The organism is Leucogemmata humicola (genome assembly GCF_055379415.1).
The window spans coordinates 5507383-5525414 of the sequence record NZ_AP040875.1 but is presented as its reverse complement, the minus strand read 5'-3'; the positions used below and the strand labels follow the sequence as shown (position 1 = coordinate 5525414).

Sequence of the window (18032 nt, the reverse complement as noted above, 5' to 3'; positions counted from 1 at the left end):
TATCCTCCGAAGAACCCTGTGGGTACCGGGCCGGCGGGATTGACCCGCATCTCGGCGTCGTGCTCCGCTCGGTCCCGGCTTTCGGCCCATGGGATGATCGAACGGCGACGCCGCGCTCTCTCGACGAACTTGAGCTACGGACACCGGTGGCGCGCGGCAAAGGCCCATACGCGCCGAACCGACAGTGTTTCTAGGGTTGAGGGTTTAGCGTTGGCCAACCAAACGGAGGGCACAGCGAGTAGGGAGTCGCGTTCCTGCTACTCGAGTGTCGCGTCTGGCGACCGAACGACGAGAAAGTGCTGATGAAACCGAAACGCCCCGTCTGCGCTTGGCGGCGCAGACGGGGCGTTTGAGAACGCTCCTTCGATTGATCGAAGAGTGCGGTCTTACGTGCGCTCTCCAGAGACAATCGCTGCACCGCGGGCATCAAGCGGCCACGAATTTTCGGCGACGCGGACGACGCGCTGGGCGCGGCTCGTCTGTCGCATACCGTCGAATTGGCGGAGTGAAATCGTGGACATGAGATGATCAGTGAGTGTGACTGGGAGAAACGAAAAATCGCGCCCCGATGAACGACTCGAGCCGGATTCGGCTTCGAGAAGGTCGTTGTTTCTGCGCTGACGCTGCAGAAGAACGACGTAAAACATCGGGACGCGACTCCCAGGCCAACGATTCTATAGAAAAATCAACGAACTGTCAAGCGAAAAATACCGCGCGCTGAGCTCGAGTTCCCACGTCGCCGTCTAGCGCGGTGCAGGTAGCTCGGCGCCGCCGGGCTCTTCGCACACCACGCCCTTCGTCGCAATCGAATCGAAACCGGCTGTCGCTGGATTTGCGCGCCACGCACGATACACCGTGGTGTAGCGGCGTCCGCCCACTTCCTTCACGACCGCGAAAACATCGCCGTTGAACTTCCCGTCGACCCCGCAAGTTCCGATGACGCGGCGTTGACCCGGCGTGATGTCCGGATCCGCGACCGCGGCGCGAACGACACGCCGACGAATCACGCCGTCGTTGGGCAGCACCTCGTCGATCCACACCATCAGTCCCGCGGGCGTTCGGACATGCGACAGCACGAACGACGAAGGCTTGCCGTCCTTGCCGAGGATCACCGTGCCCGATTCGTAGCTGACGCCGTCGGGCATGGGGTCATAGTGGCTGCCGACGTACGAAGCTGGTGTGACTGCGACGGGTGCCGCCGGCGCAGGAGTGCTGGGATTCGCAGCAGACTTGGTCGTGTCGGTCTTGTCTTTCGAGCACGCTGCGACGACGACAATACCGACGACGAGTAGATTCTTGGCGTTCATCTTCATAGGCGGATCAATATGCGGTTGGTCGCTGCGGCGAGTCTACTGGTACTCACGAGCGGTGTGATTGGTAGCTGGTCGGCGGGAACGCCGCTGCCGGAACGGTTGCAGGAGCACCACGGCGTGCTGTACCGCGGACAAATCTACGTCGCGGGCGGCATCGATTCGACGAACGAGACAACCAAAATTGCTTTTCGTCTTGATCTGCGCCGAAACGCGTGGGAGCGCATCGCCGATCTGCCGGAACCTCGGCATCACATGCCGCTCATCGTCCTGAACGATACGCTATATGCGATCGGTGGGTTCGATGGCCTGAAGTTCACGCCGAAGGCGACGCTCTGGATTTACCGTCCTGAAAAGAACGCATGGGAGGAACGCGCTTCACTTCCTGCGCCGCGTGGCGCGACCGGCGCCGGCGTCGTCGCCGGGAAGATCGTAGTCGTTGGCGGATACGGACTACAGCGCGCGCTCCTCGACACTACGCTCGTCTACGATCCGAAGGCGAACTCGTGGAGCAATCGCGCACCGATTCCGACGAAGCGCGACCATCTCGAGGCCCAGGTGGTGAACGACGTTCTCTACGCCATCGGCGGTCGCCCGATCAGCCCGGCGAGCAACTACGACGTTGTCGAAGCCTACGACCTCGCCCACGATCGGTGGACGACCAAGGCCCCCATGCCGAGTAAGCGGGGTGGCCTGGCGTCGGCGGTGTTGAATGGGAAGATCCACACCTTTGGCGGCGAACGCACTGACGGCGTGTTCGACAATCACGAGGTCTACGATCCAGCGCGCGACGCCTGGGCGGTCGAAACGCCAATGCCGACGCCGCGCCACGGACTCGCCGCCGTGACGGCGAACGGCAAGATCTACGTGATTGGCGGCGGTCCGAAGCAGGGCCTTGCACAGACGACAGCCGTGGAAGTTTGGCAGCCCTGAGCCGTCGCGAACGGCTGCAAACGAGGTTTTCGCGCAAAAAAGTCGAAATGCACGCCCGAGTGATAAGCGGGTGATTTCGTGGAGACGGCAGAGTGACGGGGGGCCGTAGGATTCCCCCCGTCCGGCGACCGAAAGTTGGCCGCCGACTCTTCATCCGGACTTCCACAAATCGCACTTGGAGCTTGCCATGTACGCCTCAGATGTCGCCCTCGTTCAGGAAAGCTGGGAGCAGGTCGTGCCGATCGCCGATACCGCCGCCCAGCTGTTCTACGCTCGACTCTTTGAGCTCGACCCATCGCTCCGCCGCATGTTCGCCCACACGGACATGACCGAGCAGCGCAAGAAGCTGATGCAGATCATCACGGTCGTGGTTCGCGGACTCCAGCGACTCGAAGAGCTGCTCCCAGCGGTCGAGGCACTCGGCCGACGCCACGCTGGTTACGGGGTGACCGACGATCACTACGTGACCGTGGCCGATGCACTTCTGTGGACACTCGAACAGGGGCTCGGCGCGGCCTTCACTCCGCAGGTTCGATCGGCCTGGACGGAGACATACACGGCCCTCGCGGCGGTCATGCAGCGCGGCGCACGGCAGCTCGCCGCGTGACCGAACTAGCGTTCAGTGCCCAGTCACCTATTGTTTAGGCGCGATGAGTCCAGAAACTGAACGCCTAATCAGAGAGAGCTGGGCCGAGCTCCAGCCCGTGACTGATGCAACGATCGCGGGCTTCTACGCGCACCTGTTCGAATCGAGGCCCGAACTCGCGTCGCTATTCACCGCGACGGACATGACCGAGCAACGTCGAAAGTTTGGCGCAATGATGAGCGAAATCGTTCGCGTGCTCGATCGGCCTTCGCTGCTCGTTGGCGAAGTCGCGGACTCTGGGCGACGGCATGTTCGGTATGGCGTGAAAGAGCAAGACTACGAGCCCGTTGGTGCCGCTCTCCTTTGGGCGCTCAGCGAATCACTCGGCGATCGGTGGACGCCGCAGCTCAGCGCCGCGTGGCGCGAGGCGTACGAGCTGTTGGCCGCGGTCATGCGACGAGCAGCCGCGCATCCGGCGGGAACGCACCAACCTTCGTAGTTCGCGTTCGTCGTACGAGGCGTGCTATCGCGGTAGAGAGTCGAGACGCACGCGGAAAATCGGGTCAGCGTTCTTCCACGCCTGACGTACGTACTGCGCATACACCGCCGCGCTGTCACGCTGACCCAAGTCGGCGAAGGCGCGCGCACTATACCAATCGAGTTCGCTGCGTGGGACGTACCGCGCCATGGCGTCGACCGGAGCGAGTCGCGCTTGTCGCAACGACTCCAGGGCGTCGGCCGGATGATGCTGAGCGAGTTGCGCGCGTGCGAGCTCGAGATTGGTGCGCGTCCAACCGCTCGCACTCCACTCGCCCGCGCGCAGTTCGCGTTCGGCATCGGCGAATTTGCCTTCGGCGAAATAGAGCATTCCCTGAACGTGATGGTTCAGCCTTTTGTCGCGACCGTAGTAGCTGAGCTTTCCAGAAATCGCAATCGAATCCAGCATCACCCGGGCGGTGAGTGTATCGCCGGCGCGCATGAGGATGTCGGCTTCTATCGCGTGTGCCCAGGTGAATCCGCGCGCGCCGGTCGGAGTCAGGTGCCAACCTTCCGGCGTGTCTTTGCGATGACCCGACGCCTCCAAAATCGCGCGCGCCTCTGAGAGCTGACCAATTCGCGCCAAGCCATCTGCCTGCACCAACGACAGTCCGTTCGTTGGCGGCAGACGATCGCGCACCGACGCAGCGAACTGCCCGCGCTCGCGACGAACCATCATCTCGAGGTCGTATCGATTCTCGGCGAGGACAGGATCCGTCGATCCCTGCCACGCGCGCAGCAACGAATCGACGAGATCGAAGCGACGAGCAGAGATTGCGATCCGGCCAAATTGTGTGGCAGTCGGCGGCTCGTTCGAGAGCGCGACCATATGATAGCCCGCCTCAATTGCCTCTGCGGACCGACCGACGGCGGCAAGCGTCGATGACAGATTGCGCCACGCGGCGGGAAGATCTGGCTGAAGCGCGACCCAACGCCGCGCTGCGGTTTCTGCGCCGACTGGATCGCCTAGCGCAATGCGCGTTTGCGCGAGACGCCACAGCACTTCACAGGGCGTGCATGGGCCGTCGCCAGCGACCATGGCGAGCGAGTCGAGCGATAGTTCGCGCACGAGGACGGTGTCCGATTCGGCCCATCGTCCGTGGTGCACGAGGTAGTCGGCACGCACGCTGTGCGCGCGCGGGTCATGCGGAAAACGCTGCACCATCTGTCGTGACAGCGCGTCCGCTCGTTCCGTTTCACCAAGACTGTCGACGTTCAGCACTTCATCGGTGAGTCGTTCGATCGCAGGCAGGCGCGATTCGTATCGCTGCTCGAGGCGCCGCAGGCGACCCATGGAGTTCGCGTCGCCGAGCATGTAGGCCACGGTTCGTCGCGCACGAATGGCGTCGACGAACTCGGAATCGAGTGCGATGGCCGCGTCGAATTCGACAGCTGCCGGTGAAAACTGCTCGGCGTCGTTGAGCAGCATTCCGCGTACGAATCGACGGTACGCTTCGGGATTGGCTGTGCCGACACCGGAGTAACGCGCCGCGCCGCTGCCGGGCGACACGTTGAGTATTGAGGCGAGTCGATCGGCGGCGAGACGTCCAAGCTCGATCGGATTTGCGGCGAGGATCGTAAAGCTTTCGGTCTCGCCGGCGTCGCCCACTTTGCGCATGGTGACGTCGAGCAGATAGCCGCCCTTCGCCGCGGAGATTCCGCCGATGATTGCCCACGTTGCACCGACGCGCCGCGCGACGTCGACGGCCTGCTCTTCGGTGAGCCGCGTAGTGCTCGAACCGGCGAGTCGCGCGACGACCTCGCGTACCCGCGATGGCGCAACGACGTCAACGACGCCGAGTTGGCCGAGATCGCTGGCGATGAGCCGCGGGAGACCAGCACGTAGCCACGCGATGGAGCTGTCGCCGCGAACATCGTCGATCGTGGTTACCGCAACGACGGGATGCTTTGCCTCAGCGGCGACTGCGGTCGGGCGTCGCAGTGTCCACAGCGCGGCAACTGCAAGAACGAGGACGAGTCCAACGGTTGCGAACCAGGTCGCGGCGCGCCGGCTCGTTGTCGGGTCAATGGTTGTTACGTGATGGCGGCTTGCTGGCGCTGATGCGACGCGATGATGTACGCGTTCTGGGGCTACAGTGTGGGTGAACGCACGATCGCTCGCCGCCAGTCGCTCGCGCAGCGACGCCGCGAGTTCGGTCACGGATGATGCAACGCGAACCCCATGGTGTTCGAGCAGCGACTCGCGCGTTCGTTCGTAGGTGTTGATCGCGGTCGTGAGTGCGGCGGGTGTATCGGGACCGGCGTGTGCCTCGAGTAGCGCGGTGAAGGCGCTGGCAGAGCGAGGGGACGCGGCGACCCAGCGCTCGCAAATCGAAGCGGCGTCGGACCACTGACCTGCGCGAAGCAGTCCGGGAACGTGTCGCTCGCACAGTTCGAGGAACTGGCGTTCGAGTCGTCCGCGCTCGCGCGCGAGCCATTGATCGAACTGGGGACTGTCCGGGACGTAGACGCCTTCGAGAAAGGGTCCGGCGTAGAGGCTCGCCGCGGTCGCATCGTCGCGCATTTCGCAGGCGGCGACGAACTGAAGGACGTCGGACTCGAGACGCGCTTCGCTATTCAGCGAGATGAAGTCGGTCCGAGCCGTGATGGCTTCGGGTCCGAGAAGAGAACGAAGGCCGGAGAGGGCGTTGCTGAGCGAGTGGCGCGCACGTGTCTCCGTTTCTCCACCCCAGAACATCTCGACCAGCGTGTCTCGCGCGACGGCGCGTGATGCCATGATCAGCACGGCCAAGACAGCGAGATGCCGAGGGCGAACGCTGACGGCGGTCTCGATGTCACCGGCGACGGAGACGAGCGAGACTTGGCCGAGCGATCGTAGTCGGAAGTGTCGCTGAATCAACATGTTGACATGGTGAGATCGCGCGGATCAGGCGCGGCTAATATAGCGCCGCGTACGCGAGCCCGCATGCGGCGGCTCGCCCGACACCGTGCGGAGCCTTCATTCATATGTACTACTCGTTCAGTGCACGTCTTCGCGGCGCCAGCCGCGTCACGGTCCTGGTTCGACTCTTTATTGTCGCGGCGATCCTCGGGGCCTCGCCCCGGCTGGCGGCCGGCCAAAGTATTGGCGACCGACTCAAGCAGAAGGCGAAGGACAAGGTCGACGGTATCACGGACAGCTTGGCCGACGTCGTCGTCGATAAGTCGACTGGCGCGGTCATGTGTGCGGCGACTAAGCCCGATTGCATCAAGAAGGCGCATGCGGCCGGAAAGAACGTCGAGGTAGTAGACGGAAAGGGAAAGAAGGTTTCTCCGTCCGATTCGGCCAAGGCGATGGCGAAGGCCGGTGTCACGAGCGACGGTGGGGCCACGGTGGCCGCCGAGTCGGCGTCGCCGACGCCTCAGGGCACGGACGACGTGGTGTTGGTCAACTACGACTTCGTGCCCGGGGACCGCGTGATCTTCGCCGAGGATTTTACGAGAGACAACGTCGGTGATTTCCCGAAGCGCCTCGAACTCAAGCGGGGGAATGTCGAAGTCGCGGGGTGGCGCGGACAGCGAGCGATGCGCGCCACCAGCTCGACGCGAGTGATCATTCCGCTTCCTGAGGTGTTGCCGTCGCGCTTCACCTTCGAGTTCGACTACCTCGGCAGCGACGGGTGGTCGGGCGAGGGCTACTTCGTCGATACGGAGGCCATTGAAGACCCGACGCGCCTCCGATTCAGTCGCGTCGAAGGTGGATTGGTTGGCAACGGCGTAGAGTCATCGATGTCGCTCCCGGACAATGCGCAGCGGCCGACCGTGCATGTCGCGGTGATGGCCGACGGTAAGTATGCCAAGATGTACCTGAATGGTGTGCGAGTCGCCAACGTGCCAAACGCAAACCTCGGCCGCGGCAAGGTGATCGAGTTTCAGCTCGTCGCGGATGCAGACAGCCCGGCTTTCGTGACGAACCTCCGGCTGGCCGCCGGCGGAAAGCCCCTGTACGACGCGCTGATGGCGGATGGGCGCGTGGCGACCCACGGCATTCTGTTCGACACGGGCAGCGATCGCATTCGCGCCGAGTCGAAGCCGACGTTGGAGACGATCGGGCAGATGCTGCAGACGCACGCCGACCTGAAGCTCACGATCGAGGGACACACTGACGATGTGGGTAACGCGGCGTCGAATCAGACGCTCAGCGATAAGCGGGCGGCGGCGGTGCGCCAGTACTTGATCGCCAACTATCACGTCGATGCGGCGCGTCTCGGCAGCAAGGGCTTTGGCTCGACCAAGCCGGCCGTGCCGAATACATCGGCGGAGGGGCGTCAGCAAAACCGTCGCGTGGAGCTGGTGAAGAACTGAGCGGCCGGTATCGCGTAAGTGCTCGGCGAAGCCAGACAATGATTCGCTCATGAAAGTGTACTCATGGTGCGCGATCGCCGTCTTGTCGTCGCTGGTGGGCGGCGACCCGAACGCCGGCCGGCGTGGCGCTCCCGCGCACGTTTTCGCGAGTTTCTCGAGCGAAATCCGGGGCGATGTACCGCCTGCCTCGTGCACGAGCGCTCATGGAGCTGGCGGACAGGGGATCGCGGTCGAGGCGTTCGACGAAGTTGCGGCTGAAGGATCGCCGCACGGCGCAGGCGCGTTCGAGGTCTCAGTAGCCACGACGTGCGTTGCACCGTTCTATCAAGCCCTGTTTGCGCATGAGTCGTTGACCGTTCGGCTCACGTTCACGGATGCGCAGTTCCGCACAACGGAGTCGCTCGTACTCGCGGATGCGCGATTGACGCACGTCGACGTCGGAACCTCGGCTGGCGCGCGTTTGCCCGTGGCGCGTATTGGTTTCGTCGCACCTGCGGTTGTGACGAGCGAAGCATCGACACCGCGCCGCCGCGCGCGCGCTCCTTCGTTCCGAGCCGATACGAGCACACGCGTCGCCTCGGGTGTCGATGGTGAGAGCTGGGTTCGCGGCGGCATCGATGGCGTGCATGTTCGGCTGGCGTCGTCGGAGCCGTCAATGAGTGCAGCCTTTACGGCGACGGATTGGCAACTCGCCGTGCGCGCTTCGGGGCGGGCGAACGGCACTTCTGCGTCGACACTTCGCATCACCATCGATGGGCGCGCGTCGCTCGCCCCAATGCAGCGTGCGCAACTCGACGCTGCGCTCGACGCGCGCGCACCGCTAACGCGAGCGCTCTTCGAGATCGTGAATGCTCAAGGCACGACCGGCATAACGATTCGACTCAAGGGCGCTACCCTCGCCCGCGACGAGCGCACGCCATCGCGTCAAGTCATCGATCTCGCGGCAAATGAACTCACGGTCACGGACATCGCGTCGGGGCGAACAGCGTCGACTCCCTAGTTCGATCACCCACATGGAGTGCCAGATGAACTTCCTGTTTCTATTTGCCGCTGCGTCATTGGTGAGTTCCGCCAAGGCGCCACGCTCCGTCGCTGACGATCAGGTCGTGGTATCGCGCGATGGCGTCTGCCGGGTGAGCGTTCCCGCGACTTGGAAGCTCACGCCGCTACTTGCGACGGCGGTGTCGCCCGACAAGGCGCTGTCCGTCACGGTGAGCTCGCCGAAGATGATCGATTCGTTCTTCGAGTTGAAGCAAACGGCCAAGACGACCTATAAGCAGAGCAAAGCGACGAAGGACTCGCCCACCGAATTCGAAATGGAGGGCTCGTCGATCACCGGAAAGCCGGACGTCTATCGCGCCATTCCAGCGGTCGGCGGCAAGTTCTGCATTACGGAGGTCGTGTACGCCGGAGATGCCATCGAGGCCGCGCGTAGCATCGTTCGCACGCTCAGAGTCGCGAAGCCATGAACGCGATGAGAATTCGCTCGTTGGCTGCCGGCGCATTTGTTCTCATCGGGAGCGCGGCACCGGGAGTCTTCGCGCAGGGCGCAGCGGCGAACCAACGCGGAGCGATCGCCGTCCGCCGCGATCAGAACCTTGGCGCTCCACTGACTGGCGTCGTCAAGCCGTGATTGTCGGGCAATAAAAATTCAATAGTGAGCATATACTCATGATTCTCGATCCGCCGGCCAAGGCGACTATCGCATGCATTCGACGTGTCGTTCGGATGACCGCCGCTGGCCTCACCATTGGGTTGGTGCTTTCGCCGTCGTCTGCGATTGGCCAGGCAACGCCCGAGACCACGCGTGGGGCGCTCACGATGTGGAGCATGGGGAGCGGCGTCGGCGAACCGCTCTCGAATGCCGGGCAGAAGAAGGCGGCCGCAGCTGGCCAAGACGCGCTCGCGGCATTGTTCAAGCGAGATGCAGCCCTGGCGAGTCCCGTTGGATATGGCGTGAGGATGCACCGCTCCGATGGTCGAACGCATACGGCGTCGGCGTTCGGTCTGCCGTACGACTACGGATTGACGTCGTTCATCTGGTACTACGGCTGGGGAGATGATGGGAAGGGTGGGCGCCCCATCGAGATGAACAACGGACGCTTTGATTTCAGCGTGATGGTGAACATTGCCGGGCAACCAGGCGATGTCGAGGAAAAGCTTGAGGCCGATCAGGGACCGCCGTTCATGCAGGATTACGAGGAGACAGGAAAATTTCGCGGGCACCCGATCTATGGTGGCAAGTGCGTAGTCATCACGCGATCGCAGCAGCCGGCGCTCATACCCGTGACCAAGGAGCGCTATCTCCGTGTAAAAATGCTCGGGGCGCGTCAGGATTCGACGCGGCACGCAGCACAGCAGGCCGCGAGCGGGGCCACACCCATGAGCGATTTCCTGGCGACGTACCTGCGCGAAAAGCCAGCGCGCGAGGCCAGGATGAAGGAGATGTACGACCAGATCAAAAAGACGGATCCTGCCGGTGCCGACAAGATGCTCGCGGAGCTGAAGAAAGCCGAAGCTGAAAGTGAGGCACAGCTTCGTGCAAACGCATCGCAAACGGACAAGGAAATCGTACAGCATCGCGCTGAGGGGAATTCGGCGATCGGCGCCGAGATGGGGAAGCTTCAAGCGATGCTCGACGCGATGTCACCGGCGGAGCGCAAGCGTCCAGCCTCGATGATCAACTTGGGTGTCGGGCAAAATCGGCTCGCAGACGATGGCGACCCGAACGCAATCCCGCTGATGCAAGCGAACGTGGCGGCCTACGACAAAACACTCGCATCGGATGTTCCGCAGGTGATCTCCGTTTGCATGCCGGGGATTCAATCTGGCTATCCGAAGGACGACAACAACTGGACGGCGCAGCGCGCGCGCGACGCCGCCCTGATTCGCGACGGGCTCGACTGGATGGCGCTCGAAGCGATGGCGAAGTCAAAACCATGAGTGTTCGCTCAAGTGGTCGCAACGCAGTGTGGCCGCGGTTCGGTACGCGAATAGCGCGGATGGCGATGGTCATCATCGCGGCGTCGCCAATCGCCAGAGAAGCAGCTGCGCAAGCAGTACTGCCGCCTTCAGTAGCCGCAACGTTGCCAGACTTCTCGAAAGCACCAGCCGATGTGCAGGTGATTTGGAAGAAGGTCATGGCGGGCGGTACCCCGACTCCAGCAGAAGCGCAGAAGCTGAGTGAATGGATCATGCTGAGCCGACAGGCAAAGGCAAAGCCTGTCGCGGCGGTTGCCGCCACGGCGGTCGTTCCGTTGAAACCCGTTCCGATCACATCGCTCGATGGGCGGTGCGGGGCAACGGCTCCGTCGAACTGGAAACTGGATCCGGGGCCGATGGCGGCGAGCGCGCCCGACACGGCTGGCCACGTGGGCGTGAGTACCACGGACATTGGATCGAGTTTGCTGGGCGTCGGCGGGGACCCGTTTACTGCGCTGAAAGCTGCCCTCGTCGCCGCGTTCCCACAGAGGACGGTGACGAAGAATTCAACAACAGAATTTGAGATGGAACAGATCGCGACCGGAGGCACGTCGCATCTCCTTCGCGCGATTCCGCTCACGACGGGGGCTTTTTGTCAGATCGACGCAGACTACCAACCCGACGCGGCTCTGGCTTCCAACGCGACAGTGGCGAGCTTGAGAGTTGTCACCACCGACACGCAACCGAATTCCTGTCGGCTGATACTGAGCGGTGCGATGACCTATGCGCATTCTTGTGACAAAGTGCTCGTGGCGTGGACGAGCAGTGCGAACGCGGCCGGATTCTCGCTTTCTGTACGAGGGTCGTCGGCAACCCCGCCGATCCGAATCACGCTTGGTCTAAGTATCGCCGGCCCGGCACACGTTGGAACTGTGAGCGCGCCGAACAACGCGCTGACCTGGGAGGTGCTGGTATCAGAGATGATTTCGAGCCAGCTCCCCGATGTGCCGCTATTCATCGCGGGGAACGGTGGTGGCGTCGCGCAGGGCACCTTTACCGTGACGTTCACATCGCTCACTCCGATCGTGACGACATCGGCCCAAAACCTCTACGCTGCCCACGGTTCGATACAGGCAACTGTCCCGTCGGTGCCGGGCGGAACGATGGCGGGAAATATGACGATGTCAGTGGTGTTTTAGCGGAGCACCGGCTCGGGCAGGATCTGGTGGCCGGGCAGTGGGTGATCAACGGCGACGGGTGTCTGAGCGTTGTCTGGGCAGATGGCCTTTGCCCGACGACGTTCGATTTCATGATCCGCTTCCCACTCGATCCGTAGAGAATTCACGATGAATCCGAAGTTCTATTTTGCGCTGGCGGCGGCCGCCGCGGTGAGCCTGTCGGCACCCGCTTCCACGCAGGCGCAGGGCGCAGGGCGCGATACCGCCAACGATCCCGTTCGCGAAATGGTCGGTCGCCTGGAACTCGAGAAGTACAAGGCAACCATCAAGGGACTCACGCAATTCGGTGATCGCCGACAGGGAACCGAGCGCAATCGCAAGGCGGTCGACTGGATCGAAGCGCAGCTCAAGAGCTACGGATGCACCAACACGGAGCGCATCAAGTACATGTACACGCAGGCTCCGCCGCGTGGCGGCGCTCCGGGCGGCGCTGGACGCGGCGGCGACTCTGCGGCAGGTCGTGGACGCGCTGGCGGAGCACCGGCCGGCGGCGGGCGTGGAGACGGAGCGTCGGGCGGAGGACGGTTGCGTGGCATTCGCGCGCGCACGGGCGTCAATTCTGATTCTCTAAAGCAGCCCGATGCGAAGCTTCGTGCGCTCGACACCGAGCAGACGCCGATCGGCACCACCGAGCGTCAAGAGGTCTACTGCACGAAGGTTGGTTCCACGCACCCCGACGAGATGTACATCGTCGGCGGCCACATGGACGGAATCGGCTGGGGCGAAGCAGCGAACGACGACGGTTCTGGCACCGCGATCGTCATGGAACTCGCGCGCATCTTCAGCAATCCAGATGTGAAGACTGATCGCTCGATTCGTTTCGTCCTCTGGAACAACGAAGAGTCCGGACTGAATGGTGCGAAAGCGTACGTCGAACAGCGTCAGGCGCTCCAGGGCAAGGAAGAACCGGCTGGCTCCGGGAAGTATCCCGAGCCAAAGTGGCTTGGGATGATCCAGCACGACATGATGATGTTCGACCACGGCATGCCGCGCGCCGATGGAACGGTGTCGCCCGATCAGCGTCCCGAGGCGGACGTAAACATCGAATTCGCCGGTGCGTCGAAAGGAGCGGAAGGCGCCGCGAAGCTCGCGTGGTTCTTCCAGACGTCGAACGAGAAGTATGCGACAGACTACCCCGCACGCGTCGGCCAGCACATGACGAACACGGATTCAGATCCGTTCAAGGATCTCATTCCGGCGATCAGCCTTCGCGAAAATGAGCGCGGCGAACAGATTGGCGCTGGCTGGGATCCGAACTGGCACCAGCCGACGGACATGTTCATCACGTACAGCGACAAGGATTTTCGGCTCGGTCTAAACGCGGCGCAGACCACACTCAGTGCGATTGCGCAGCTCACCGGCGCGACGATCAAGAAATAGTCGAGCGGTTCAGACAGCTGGAGTTGGAGAAACAACAACTGCCGGATCCGGCCGATTTCGGCAGATCCGGCAGTTTTGTTTTACCAACTCCTAGGCGCCCGTTTACGGCATCACTGCCTGCTTCGCCGCTGGATTCTTCACATACGTATCGAACCACGCGAACCAGCGCGCCCACAGATCGAGATCGCTCGCGTACGTCGCATCACTGTGATCTTCGTAGTGGTACATATACAGCGCAGCCGGCTTGCCGAGTCCCTGGAGCGCATGGAACATGCGCACTGAGCTGATGGGCGCTGTCCCGACGTTCTGATCTTCCAGCGCGTGATACATCAGCAGCGCGCCAGCGATCTTGTCGGCTCGCAGGAACGGCGACATGTCGAGATATGTCTGCTCGGCCTGGAAGAAGTCGCGTCGCTCGCTCTGGAAACCGAAGGGTGTCAATGAGCGATTGTACATACCGTCGCCCGCGATACCCGCCTTGAAATACGGCACGAGCGTGAGCGCATTGACCGTGCTGAATGCGCCATAGCTGTGACCGCCGATGCCCATCTTGTTGCGATCGACGAAGCCTGCTTCGACCACGGCATCGATTACTGCGTCGAGATTCTCGCGCAGGTCGCGCGTGTAGTTGTCATTCATCTTGCCGGTGTCGCCCATGATCGGACAATCCGGTTCAATGAGCGCGTAACCCTGCGTGACCCACAGCTTCGTCGACGACGCTGGGCGCGCCGACGGCACTTCCGGAAACTTGTTGATGTTCGTCGTGAAGCGCGAACGATCGTAATCGGCCTGCGTCGTGTACTCGCGCGGATAGAACCAGATGATGCCAGGAAGCTTGGTGCCCGGACGCCAGTCCTTCGGTAGCGTGATGTCGACCCAGAACTTGATGCCGTCGCGCGGACGCGTGACCTGAATGCGCTTGTACTGCGCACCCGTCACCGATGGACCAACGTCCACGGCGTGCGTGAGCTGCTTGCTCGACACAGCTTTCGTGTCGCGCAACCACGCATCTTGAATGACCGTCGGCGATTCGTGCGTGTAGATGAACTGGCTGTAGTCGTCGTCGAGCGTTGCAACGAATTCGTCGTACGCATCAGCGGCGCCGTCGAATACGCGCGTGCGCTGACCCGACTCGAAGTCGAGCTTGTCGACCCACGGACGCGGACCCTGCGTGGTCCAATTCGCGCCCGGCGTACGCGTGCCCGAGAGGAAGACGGTCTTGTTGTCGCTACCGACAATGACAACCGGCTCGCCGTGCGGCCCCATCTTCGTCGCCAGCGCGCCGCCGTCATCGCCACCACCACCGGCGCCGCCACGTCCGCCACCACCACCCCGTCCGCCGAATCCGCCGCCGGAAACGGTCACGTTGCTACCGAGGCTGAACTTCTTCGTCGGGTCAGCAGTGCGGATCGCGAAGACGCCGCCGCTGTCCGTCACGAACATCGTCTTTCCATCAGCGCTGTATGAAACCGCGGTCAGACGACCGCTGCCTTCGTAGATGACCTTCGTGTCCGTCGGACCGTACGGCGCCATCCAGCTCGCGTAATGAACGCTGCTCGGTTGACGCTGCGCCGGTGGAACCTGACCGCCGCGACCCGCGCCGCCGCCACGTCCACCGCGACCACCAGCCGGAGCTGCGCCGCCCGTCGGAGCGCCTGCGAACACCGACTGCAGATATACGAGTCCCGGACCAACCGGATTCCACTGAACATTTCGCTTGCCCGTATCACTCGGCGACGACTGCTGCCCGCCGCGACCAGCCGGTGCCGCATCGGGATCGTCACCGCCGCGTCCACCTTCGCGCAGTGGCGTCTTGTTCAACGTCGCGATCACCTTGCCGCTCGCGTCCCACAGTTCTTGGACGGAACCGAACTGCGCGACGGGCACGATGTACGAGTACGGCTCGACCATGCGTGTCACGCGGAAGTATTGGCCGTCGGGCGACGCATCGACCGCGCGAATGGTCGTTGGCGAACCAATCTTGCGAACCGCTTTCGACTTCACGTGGATGATCGCAAGCTGGCCCGTCGTGTAGTACGTGAGCTGTGCCTTGTCGTGCGGATCCTCGAGCAAACTCGGATGAATCACCTGCGGAAGCGCGCGCGATTCTGTGAGTCGAACTTCCGGACCATCTTCGACGCCGTTCGCCTTGCCGTGAATCGGTGCCGGGCCACGACCTTCGGGGACGAGCACCGTAACGATGCTCTTGCCGTCGGCGGTCCAGTCGAGACTCGTCACGAGCGTTGCGTTCAGCGGCGTCCTGGTGATCTGCGTCGACTTTCCGCTGGCGACATCGGCGACGTAGATCTGCGACGCATCATCGAAGTTGGCGATGTAGGCGATCTGCGTTCCGGTCGGCGACCACGTCTGCGCCCAGAGCGTTGCGCCCTTTGGCGTTTCAATGGTCTTCGTCGCCATCGTGCGCGGATCGATGAGCGTGAGGCCGGTGCGCGTGCTGGTCGTGACGGTGCGCGCACGATTCGCTTTCGTGTCGATCTGCAATCCGCCGAGGTTCACATGCGACTTACCGTACGCGTCGATGTCGCCGCGATCCGCGCCCGGCGCGCGGAGAAACCATTTGCGGTCCGGACTCGGGTTCGTGAACGAGATATCCGTGCGCGGCGTCATGATCATCTTTTCGACGTCGGCGGGCGGCTTGACGAAGGTTTCCGTTCGCAGGATCTGCTGCGGATTCCAACCCTGTTGGGTGACGCCGTTCTGCGCGTTTTGCGCGCTCAGCGGAGCCGCGAGCGCGGCGGCAGCGACGCCAAACGCGGCGGCGATGCGGAACTGGGGGCGGATCATTCGGTGCTCCGAAAAAAGGACCGCGGGACTGGGCGGTGGTGGGGCCTGTCTACTCGGATATTACGTCCGAGCCACGAAGACCGCTAAGCCCAGCTCTCTAGCCAGGTTCGGAGCGCCGGTTCGGACGCTGACCCAGCCAGTCAGGCCGCCCGCGACGTCGTTCCGGCGCCGCCTGCTCGGCGCCGACCCACGTTCGTGGCTCCTTGAGTCGCTTCCAGAGGAACGCGACGTACGCCGCGCGTCGGCGTCGAAGTGATTCGGTTGTCGCGGGCTCCGCAAGCGGGAATAGCGGAGCTAGAAAATCGTCAGGGACTTGGGAGACAGCATCCTCGATCACGTCTCGTGTGAGTCGGGCGGCAAGAATGTCGTCCCAGGCTTGGAGGTCGGCGACGCGATCGCGCAACAGGTGTGGCTCGTGCGTCGGCATCGGCAAGCCAGTCGATAGCTCGCTCACTGACGACCACGCGTACTGGAAGCCAAGCGCCGCGCCGTGGTCGATGAGCCACAGGCGCTCGTGCCACCACATGAGATTCGGATTTCGCGCCGTGCGGTCGGGGTTCATCACCAGACCGTCGAGCCAGACGATCGCCGCGGCGTCGTCGCGATTCACGTCGTCTATCTGCGCGACGGTGAGATTCTTCGCGCCGTCGAGGTAGGCGAAGCCGAGGTTGAGTCCCTCGCTCGCGTCGAGCAACCATCGGAGCTCGTCATTCTTGTCCGCGGACTCGACATCGCGCGGAAGAATGACGAGCGATCGCTGTGGCGTGTTCAGTCCCAGTGCATCGCACAATGCAGCGACGACGATTTCAGCCACGAGTGCGCCGGTGCCCTGACCAGCGCCGCGCAACTTGGTGAAGCGCACACCGTGGCTCGTCTCCACGAGCACGGGCCACGAGCTGCCCGTGCGATACGTCGCAATGATTCTCTGCGCTTCGAGCGTCTGCATCGACTCCTGCGAGCTGCTATTCGTGACGCAGCGACTCCGTGGGATCGATGCGTGTGGCGCGAAGTGCTGGAATGAACGCACTGGCCGCGACAACCGCAACGAGCATGGCGGCGACCGCAGCAAAGAGTGGCGCGTTGAAGATCTCATCCTCCGCTGCCATTCTGCCGAGCAGCAGTACGCCATACTTCGTCATCAAGAGTCCAAGCGCCGCGCCAGCGAGTGCGACGACGACATTTTCGCGAAGCACGGAGTGCAGAATGTCGCGCGACGTCGCACCAAGCGCGACGCGCACCCCGAGTTCGCGTCGGCGTTCCGCCACGGAATGCGCAATCACACCATACACGCCGAACGCCGCTAGTCCGACGCCGAGCGCCGCAAAGAGCGTGAAGAGTGACGCGACGAATCGTTGGCTCTCGCGCGTTTGACTCAATCCCCAGTACTGATCCCACGTCTGCACGCGAAAAATTCGCGCATCCGACCAACCCAGCACCTCTCGGCGAATGGCGATCGGCAATTTCTTCGCATCGTTCTTACCGCGCGCGATGACCTGAAGGCCGGTGAGCGTGCCGTCCTTAGCGATGAACTCGTCGGTTGGCCCAGGCAGGTAGTACATGCGGCCGAGTTGCTTGTTGGCGCGAGACTGACCGCGCTCCGCCCATTTGTCGACGCGCTTCTCGAGGTCGGCGGCGATACCGACGACTCGCACGTACGGCCGGTTCGATCGTGTGTCGCCGAGTTTGATCAGCGCGCCCAACGGATTGGAGTTCGGCCAGAGTATGCCAGCGGTGTGTTCATCGACAATGACCGCGGCTCTATCTCGCTCACCGTCGAGGAAGTCGCGCCCATTCACGATGGTCGGTCCAAGCGTGCGCAGGTATGCGGGCGATACCACCGTGGCCGAATAGCCTGGCGTCGGGATCTCGCGAACTGCGCCGCCGTCGTCGACCGAGATGCCGCGATTCTCCGTTTCGAGATACATCGAAGTCGCGGCGCTCGAGAGACCTGGTACAGAGCCCAATCGCCCGACGACCGATTGAAGGACGTCGGAGTAGCGTGCAGGCCCGCTGGGA

General features: G+C 63.0%; 16 protein-coding genes. 10 read left to right on the top strand and 6 right to left on the bottom strand.

The annotated features are described in order from the left end of the window. Positions 1-743: 743 nt before the first annotated feature. Positions 744-1313, bottom strand: coding sequence for a hypothetical protein (locus AC6H4Z_RS23755; RefSeq protein WP_497544456.1), 570 nt, complete (start codon positions 1311-1313; stop codon positions 744-746). 12 nt (positions 1314-1325) lie between these two features. Here AC6H4Z_RS23755 and AC6H4Z_RS23750 point away from each other — a divergent pair, with 12 nt between their 5' ends. From AC6H4Z_RS23750 to AC6H4Z_RS23740, 3 genes are all read left to right on the top strand, one after another. Continuing rightward, the gene (locus AC6H4Z_RS23750) at positions 1326-2243 is read left to right on the top strand and encodes a Kelch repeat-containing protein (RefSeq protein ID WP_497544455.1); all 918 of its coding nucleotides are present in this window, start codon (positions 1326-1328) and stop codon (positions 2241-2243) included. Between the two features lie 187 nt (positions 2244-2430). Then, positions 2431-2850 (top strand): globin family protein, encoded by a 420-nt coding sequence (locus tag AC6H4Z_RS23745; RefSeq protein WP_497544454.1) that lies wholly within the window; start codon positions 2431-2433, stop codon positions 2848-2850. A gap of 97 nt (positions 2851-2947) precedes the next feature. Then, the gene (locus AC6H4Z_RS23740; protein WP_497544453.1) at positions 2948-3328 is read left to right on the top strand and encodes a globin domain-containing protein; all 381 of its coding nucleotides are present in this window, start codon (positions 2948-2950) and stop codon (positions 3326-3328) included. A 24-nt stretch (positions 3329-3352) separates the two neighbouring features. Here AC6H4Z_RS23740 and AC6H4Z_RS23735 read toward each other — a convergent pair whose 3' ends face one another. Then, complete coding sequence (locus tag AC6H4Z_RS23735; protein ID WP_497544452.1) at positions 3353-6229, bottom strand: AfsR/SARP family transcriptional regulator; 2877 nt, start codon at positions 6227-6229, stop codon at positions 3353-3355. A 104-nt stretch (positions 6230-6333) separates the two neighbouring features. Here AC6H4Z_RS23735 and AC6H4Z_RS23730 point away from each other — a divergent pair, with 104 nt between their 5' ends. The 6 genes from AC6H4Z_RS23730 to AC6H4Z_RS23705 are packed head-to-tail and all read left to right on the top strand — an operon-like array spanning position 6334 to position 11792. Continuing rightward, on the top strand, positions 6334-7671 hold the full coding sequence (locus tag AC6H4Z_RS23730; RefSeq protein WP_497544451.1) for an OmpA family protein: 1338 nt from the start codon (positions 6334-6336) through the stop codon (positions 7669-7671). Positions 7672-7720: 49 nt separating this feature from the next. After that, positions 7721-8671, top strand: coding sequence for a hypothetical protein (locus AC6H4Z_RS23725; protein WP_497544450.1), 951 nt, complete (start codon positions 7721-7723; stop codon positions 8669-8671). Between the two features lie 25 nt (positions 8672-8696). Then, complete coding sequence (locus tag AC6H4Z_RS23720) at positions 8697-9140, top strand: hypothetical protein (RefSeq protein ID WP_497544449.1); 444 nt, start codon at positions 8697-8699, stop codon at positions 9138-9140. After that, on the top strand, positions 9137-9304 hold the full coding sequence (locus AC6H4Z_RS23715; RefSeq protein ID WP_497544448.1) for a hypothetical protein: 168 nt from the start codon (positions 9137-9139) through the stop codon (positions 9302-9304). The genes AC6H4Z_RS23720 and AC6H4Z_RS23715 overlap by 4 nt, the downstream gene beginning before the upstream one ends. 38 nt (positions 9305-9342) lie before the next feature. Then, a complete protein-coding gene (locus tag AC6H4Z_RS23710) occupies positions 9343-10614 on the top strand; it encodes a hypothetical protein (RefSeq protein WP_497544447.1) in 1272 nt (423 codons plus the stop codon). After that, positions 10611-11792, top strand: coding sequence for a hypothetical protein (locus AC6H4Z_RS23705; protein WP_497544446.1), 1182 nt, complete (start codon positions 10611-10613; stop codon positions 11790-11792). Before AC6H4Z_RS23710 ends, AC6H4Z_RS23705 begins: the two co-directional genes overlap by 4 nt. Here the strand turns inward: AC6H4Z_RS23705 and AC6H4Z_RS23700 are convergent. Beyond that, the gene (locus AC6H4Z_RS23700; RefSeq protein ID WP_497544445.1) at positions 11789-11938 is read right to left on the bottom strand and encodes a hypothetical protein; all 150 of its coding nucleotides are present in this window, start codon (positions 11936-11938) and stop codon (positions 11789-11791) included. The genes AC6H4Z_RS23705 and AC6H4Z_RS23700 overlap by 4 nt on opposite strands. Before the next feature lies 1 nt (position 11939). On the opposite strand from AC6H4Z_RS23700, the gene AC6H4Z_RS23695 reads away from it, so the two are divergent. Further along, entirely contained in the window at positions 11940-13211 is a 1272-nt protein-coding gene (locus tag AC6H4Z_RS23695; protein WP_497544444.1) for a M28 family metallopeptidase, read from the top strand. A 102-nt stretch (positions 13212-13313) separates the two neighbouring features. On the opposite strand, the gene AC6H4Z_RS23690 is transcribed toward AC6H4Z_RS23695, so the two are convergent. From AC6H4Z_RS23690 to AC6H4Z_RS23680, 3 genes are all read right to left on the bottom strand, one after another. Beyond that, positions 13314-16016, bottom strand: coding sequence for a S9 family peptidase (locus AC6H4Z_RS23690; protein WP_497544443.1), 2703 nt, complete (start codon positions 16014-16016; stop codon positions 13314-13316). Positions 16017-16113: 97 nt separating this feature from the next. Further along, positions 16114-16962 carry a HipA family kinase gene (locus AC6H4Z_RS23685; RefSeq protein WP_497544442.1) on the bottom strand — a complete coding sequence of 283 codons (849 nt, stop codon included), beginning with the start codon at positions 16960-16962 and terminating at the stop codon, positions 16114-16116. A gap of 16 nt (positions 16963-16978) precedes the next feature. Further along, entirely contained in the window at positions 16979-17575 is a 597-nt protein-coding gene (locus tag AC6H4Z_RS23680; RefSeq protein ID WP_497547084.1) for an FtsX-like permease family protein, read from the bottom strand. Positions 17576-18032 lie beyond the last annotated feature (457 nt).